The sequence below is a fragment of the Streptomyces sp. NPDC054847 genome (assembly GCF_053610925.1).
In genome coordinates this window covers 1-5,458 of record NZ_JBSGZJ010000476.1, presented here as the reverse complement: position 1 = coordinate 5,458, position 5,458 = coordinate 1, and the positions used below count along the sequence as shown (strand labels likewise).

Here is a 5,458-nt window from a genome sequence, read left to right as displayed (position 1 = left end):
GGCTGAAGTTGCCCGGCAACTTCAGCCTCGCCGTCATTCGAGGCGCGGGGGCCCGGTGGGGGTCCCCCCACGCCGCCAGGCGTAGGGGGAAGAGCCCCCGGTCCGGGAAGGGGCGGGGTGGGGAAACGGCCCGATGCAGCAGACCGGCCCCCACCGTCGTCACCCCTTCCGCGCCGCCCGTGCCGCTGTCTTCTTCGCAGGCTTCGCCACCGACGCCGACGCCCCCACCTTCGCCGCCTTCGCCGGCTTACGCGCCGCCGGCACCGCCGCCCCCGCGTCGCTGATCCGGTCCGCGTCAAGGATGTCGCGCAGGAACTTGCCGGTGTGGCTCGCCGGGACGCCCGCGACCTGCTCGGGTGTGCCCTCCGCGATCACCAGGCCGCCGCCGCTGCCGCCCTCCGGGCCCATGTCCACGACCCAGTCCGCCGTCTTGATGACATCGAGGTTGTGCTCGATGACGATCACCGAGTTCCCCTTGTCGACGAGGTCGGACAGGACGTTGATCAGCTTGCTGATGTCCTCGAAGTGCAGACCGGTGGTCGGCTCGTCCAGGACGTACACCGTGCGGCCGGTGGACCGCTTCTGCAGTTCGGACGCCAGCTTCACACGCTGCGCCTCACCGCCCGACAGCGTCGGCGCGGACTGGCCGAGCCTCACGTAACCGAGTCCCACCTCGTTGAGGGTGCGCAGATGGCGGGAGATCGTCGGGACGGCCTCGAAGAAGTGCAGCGCCTCCTCGATCGGCATGTCCAGGACCTCGGCGATGGACTTGCCCTTGTAGTGGACCTCCAGCGTCTCGCGGTTGTACCGCGCTCCGTGGCAGACCTCGCACGGGACGTAAACGTCCGGCAGGAAGTTCATCTCGATCTTGATGGTGCCGTCGCCGGAGCAGTTCTCGCAGCGGCCGCCCTTGACGTTGAAGGAGAACCGGCCGGGCAGATAGCCGCGGACCTTGGCCTCCATCGTCTCCGCGAAGAGCCTGCGGACGTGGTCGAAGACGCCGGTGTACGTCGCCGGGTTGGACCGCGGGGTGCGGCCGATGGGCGACTGGTCGACATGGACGACCTTGTCGACGAGGTCGTCGCCGTCGACGCGGGTGTGCCGGCCCGGCACCGACTTCGCGCCGTTCAGTTCGCGCGCGAGGTGGGTGTAGAGGATGTCGTTGACCAGGGTCGACTTGCCGGATCCGGAGACCCCGGTGACGGCCGTGAGGACGCCGAGCGGGAACGCCACGTCGATGTCCTGGAGGTTGTTCTCCCGGGCGCCATGCACGGTCAGCCTGCGCGACGGGTCGACCGGGCGGCGGAGCTCCGGGGTCGGGATGGACCGCTTCCCGGACAGGTACTGCCCGGTGATCGACTCCTTGTTGGACAGCAACTGCTTCAGCGACCCGGAGTGCACGACCTTGCCGCCGTGCTCACCCGCGCCGGGGCCGATGTCGACCACCCAGTCCGCGACCTTGATCGTGTCCTCGTCGTGCTCCACGACGATGAGCGTGTTGCCCATGTCGCGCAGGCGGACGAGGGTCTCGATCAGCCGGTGGTTGTCCCGCTGGTGGAGACCGATGGACGGCTCGTCGAGGACGTAGAGCACACCGACGAGGCCGGAGCCGATCTGGGTGGCGAGCCGGATCCGCTGGGCCTCGCCGCCGGACAGGGTGCCGGCGGCGCGGTTGAGCGACAGGTAGTCCAGGCCGACGTCGACGAGGAAGCGCAGCCGCTCGTTGACCTCCTTGAGGACCCGCTCGGCGATCTTCTTGTCGCGGGCGTTCAGCTTGAGGCGGCCGAGGAACTCGGCGCACTCGCTGATGGACATCGCGGAGACCTCCGCGATGGACTTCTCCATCACGGTGACCGCGAGGACGATCGGCTTGAGCCGGGTGCCCTCACAGGTGGGGCACGGCACCTCGCGCATGTACCCCTCGAAGCGCTCCCTGCTGGAGTCGCTCTCGGCCTCGGAGTGCCGCCGCTTGACGAACTGCACGGCCCCCTCGAAGGCCGGGGTCGTCCAGGCGCGCTCGCGGCCGTAGCGGTTGCGGTAGCGGACCTCGAGCTGGGTCTTGTGGCCGTGGAGCAGGGCCTTCTTGGCGCGGGCGGGCAGCCCGGCCCAGGGCATGTCCGTGGAGAAGCCGAGTGCCTGGGCGAGCCCGTCGATCAGGCGGCCGAAGTACTCCTTGGTGTGGCCGTGCGACCAGGGGTGGATCGCACCCTCGTCGAGGGACTTCTCCTCGTCGGGGACGATCAGCTCGGGGTCGACCTCCATGCGCGTGCCGATGCCGGTGCAGTCGGGGCAGGCGCCGAAGGGCGAGTTGAAGGAGAAGGAGCGGGGCTCGAGCTCCTCGAAGGACAGGTCGTCGTACGGGCAGTACAGGTGCTCCGAGTACATCCGCTCGCGCTCGGGGTCGTCCGCGGGGAGGTCGACGAAGTCGAGCACGACCATGCCGCCGGAGAGCCCGAGGGCGGTCTCGACGGAGTCGGTGAGCCGGCGCTTGGCGGAGTCCTTCACGGTGAGGCGGTCGACGACCACCTCGATGGTGTGCTTCTCCTGCTTCTTCAGCGTGGGCGGCTCGGCGAGCTGGATGGTCTTCCCGTCGACCCGCGCCCGGCTGTAGCCCTTGGTCTGCAGGTCGGAGAAGAGGTCGACGAACTCTCCCTTGCGCTCGCGCACCAGCGGCGAGAGCACCTGGAAGCGGCTGCCCTCGGGCAGCTCGAGCACCTTGTCGACGATCGCCTGCGGCGACTGGCGCGAGATGGGCCTGCGGCACTCGGGACAGTGCGGCTTGCCGATGCGCGCGAACAGCAGACGCAGATAGTCGTAGACCTCGGTGATGGTGCCGACCGTGGAGCGCGGGTTGCGCGAGGTCGACTTCTGGTCGATCGAGACGGCCGGGGAGAGGCCCTCGATGAAGTCGACGTCCGGCTTGTCCATCTGTCCGAGGAACTGCCGGGCGTAGGAGGAGAGCGACTCGACGTACCGACGCTGCCCCTCGGCGAAGATCGTGTCGAACGCGAGGGACGACTTGCCAGACCCCGAGAGCCCGGTGAACACGATGAGGGAGTCACGCGGGAGGTCGAGCGAGACGTTTTTCAGGTTGTGCTCGCGAGCGCCACGAACGATGAGACGGTCGGCCACGCCGGTCCGCACCTTTCTGAGTAGAAGCGGAGGCACAGCCCCCGTCCGAGGCTGATTCCCAGCCTAGGGGGCCGCCAGAAGATGAATGCCTGACTTTCAAGGATGCCTCCACCGAGCGTATAGCACGCGCATTCGATTTCAGGCCGTCGGTCGAGACCTTCACCCGATCGAGTGGGCGGGGCTAGGGTCGACCTCATGATCGATCCTGTGAGCGACCTGCGCTCTGTACGTGAAGCGACGGACCGGCTCCTCACCGCAGCCGCCGGACTGGACAACGCGGCCGTGGCCGGACCGTCACGGCTGCCGGGCTGGACCCGCGGGCACGTACTGGCCCATATCTCCCGTAACGCCGACGCGCTCGTAAATGTTCTCGAAGGCCGGCCGATGTATGTCACAGGTGAGGCGCGCGACGCCGACATCGAGCGCGACGCGCCCCGTTCGCTCCCCGAGCAGCTCGACGACCTGCGGGCCTCCGCAGAACGCTTCCAGGAGGCCGGCCGCGCCTCCGGCGACTGGGAGCGCACGGTGGAGCTGCGCAACGGCGTGACCGACCGGGCCGCCCGGGTCCCGTTCCGCCGCCTCGTCGAGGTCGAGCTGCACCATGTCGACCTGGCAGCCGGCTACGAGCTGGAGGACCTGCCGAAGGACTTCACCGAGCGGGAGACCGAGTTCCTGGCAGAGCGCTGGAGCGGCCGCTCCGATGTGCCGCCGACCACGATCCTCGCCTCCGGCGGCGAGTGGCGGACGGGCGGTTCCGAGGGGACGCCGGTCACCGTCTCCGGCTCCCCCGCCGACGTCCTGGGCTGGTTGTCCGGCCGCCGTGACGGCTCGGCCCTGGAGTGCGCCGGAGGCCCGCTGCCCGTACTGCCCCCGCTATAGGCTGAGACGCATGACATACAGCGGAGCGGTGAAGGTCGGCGGCCCGGCGGACGTGCACGAACTCGCCGACCTGATGATCTCCAAGGTCGCGGTCGGACCGATGGACAACAACGCCTATCTGTTGCGCTGCCGGGCCACCGGCGAGCAGCTGCTGATCGACGCCGCGGCCGATCCGGACACGCTGCTGCAGCTGATCGGTGACGACTCCATCGCCGCGGTCGTGACCACGCACCGGCACGGCGACCACTGGCAGGCGCTGGAGGAGGTCGTGCGGGCGACCGGCGCACGCACCTACGCCGGGCGTCATGACGCGGACGGCATCCCCGTCCCCACCGACGTGCCCGTCGACGACGGCGACACGATCCGGGTGGGACGCGTGGAGCTGACCGCCCGTCACCTGGTGGGTCACACCCCGGGCTCGATCGTGCTCGTCTACGACGACCCGCACGGCCACCCGCACGTCTTCACCGGTGACTGCCTGTTCCCGGGCGGTGTGGGCAACACCCACGACGATCCGAAGGCGTTCGCGAGCCTGCTCGACGGCGTGGAGGAGAAGCTGTTCGCCCGTCTCCCCGACGAGACATGGGTCTATCCGGGGCACGGCAAGGACACCAGTCTGGGCGAGGAGCGTCCGCACCTGGCCGAGTGGCGCGCACGCGGCTGGTGAGGCCGCCGGGCTCCCCGCCGGCCCCACGGCCGGCGCGGAGCCTGTCCCCACAAGCTCGGTCAGCCGGCGGTGCCGAGCAGTTCGAGCACCAGGCGTGTGGTGTGCGCGTGCCAGCCGGCCGCGCCGCGGAGCATCGCGTGGTCGCCGCCGGGCACCGGCAGTTCGCGGACGTCGGCGCCCGCCGCTCGCGCCCGTGCGGCGAACGCCCAGGTCTCCGCCGGGTCGGTGATCCGGTCGCGGTCGCCGTGCAGCAGTACCACGGTCCTGCCTTCGAGGTGGTCGACCGGGTCCTCGGGCGGGCACCAGGGGGCGAGCCCGACGACCGCCTTCACCTGCGGGTGTCCCGCCGCGTGCAGGGCGGCCCGCGCGCCCATGGAGTGGCCCACCAGGACCGTCGGCACCGCCCCGGTCAGCGTGGCCAGTTCTTCCAGAGCCAGGCGGGCGTCACGGGCCGCGTCCGCGCGCTCCCCGTTCCAGCCGCGGTGGCCGTAGCGGACCCGGCCGAGCGCCACACGCTGACCGGCCGTGGCACGGCCTATGGCCCGCGCGAACGGCTTCATCCGCGCGAGCGGGAGGTTGAGGGCGGGCGGTGGCTCCAGTGCGTCGGCGCGGCCTCCGTGCAACAGCAGGACGGCGGCCAGCGGCTCCTGGGCGGCCCGGTACAGCCGCAGCGCGGGCAGCGGCTCCTTCGCGTCCGTCCGTACGGCGATGGCGGTCACATCCCTTGTCCCGGCCGGGTGTTGTCGTGGGTCACGGTACGAGACGCCGGGAACGGACGAC

At 70.4% G+C, this 5,458-nt stretch carries 4 protein-coding genes; 2 read left to right on the top strand and 2 right to left on the bottom strand.

Annotated features, from left to right (window positions below):
• Positions 1-159: 159 nt before the first annotated feature.
• Positions 160-3,132 carry an excinuclease ABC subunit UvrA gene (uvrA, locus tag ACWGH4_RS30435; protein WP_453466574.1) on the bottom strand — a complete coding sequence of 991 codons (2,973 nt, stop codon included), beginning with the start codon at positions 3,130-3,132 and terminating at the stop codon, positions 160-162.
• Positions 3,133-3,327: 195 nt separating this feature from the next.
• Here uvrA and ACWGH4_RS30430 point away from each other — a divergent pair, with 195 nt between their 5' ends.
• Together ACWGH4_RS30430 and ACWGH4_RS30425 are read left to right on the top strand one after the other, a co-directional pair.
• Positions 3,328-4,011 (top strand): maleylpyruvate isomerase family mycothiol-dependent enzyme, encoded by a 684-nt coding sequence (locus ACWGH4_RS30430; RefSeq protein ID WP_453466572.1) that lies wholly within the window; start codon positions 3,328-3,330, stop codon positions 4,009-4,011.
• Positions 4,012-4,021: 10 nt separating this feature from the next.
• Entirely contained in the window at positions 4,022-4,678 is a 657-nt protein-coding gene (locus tag ACWGH4_RS30425) for an MBL fold metallo-hydrolase (RefSeq protein WP_453466570.1), read from the top strand.
• 59 nt (positions 4,679-4,737) lie between these two features.
• On the opposite strand, the gene ACWGH4_RS30420 is transcribed toward ACWGH4_RS30425, so the two are convergent.
• Entirely contained in the window at positions 4,738-5,388 is a 651-nt protein-coding gene (locus tag ACWGH4_RS30420) for an alpha/beta hydrolase (protein WP_453466575.1), read from the bottom strand.
• Positions 5,389-5,458: the final 70 nt, after the last annotated feature.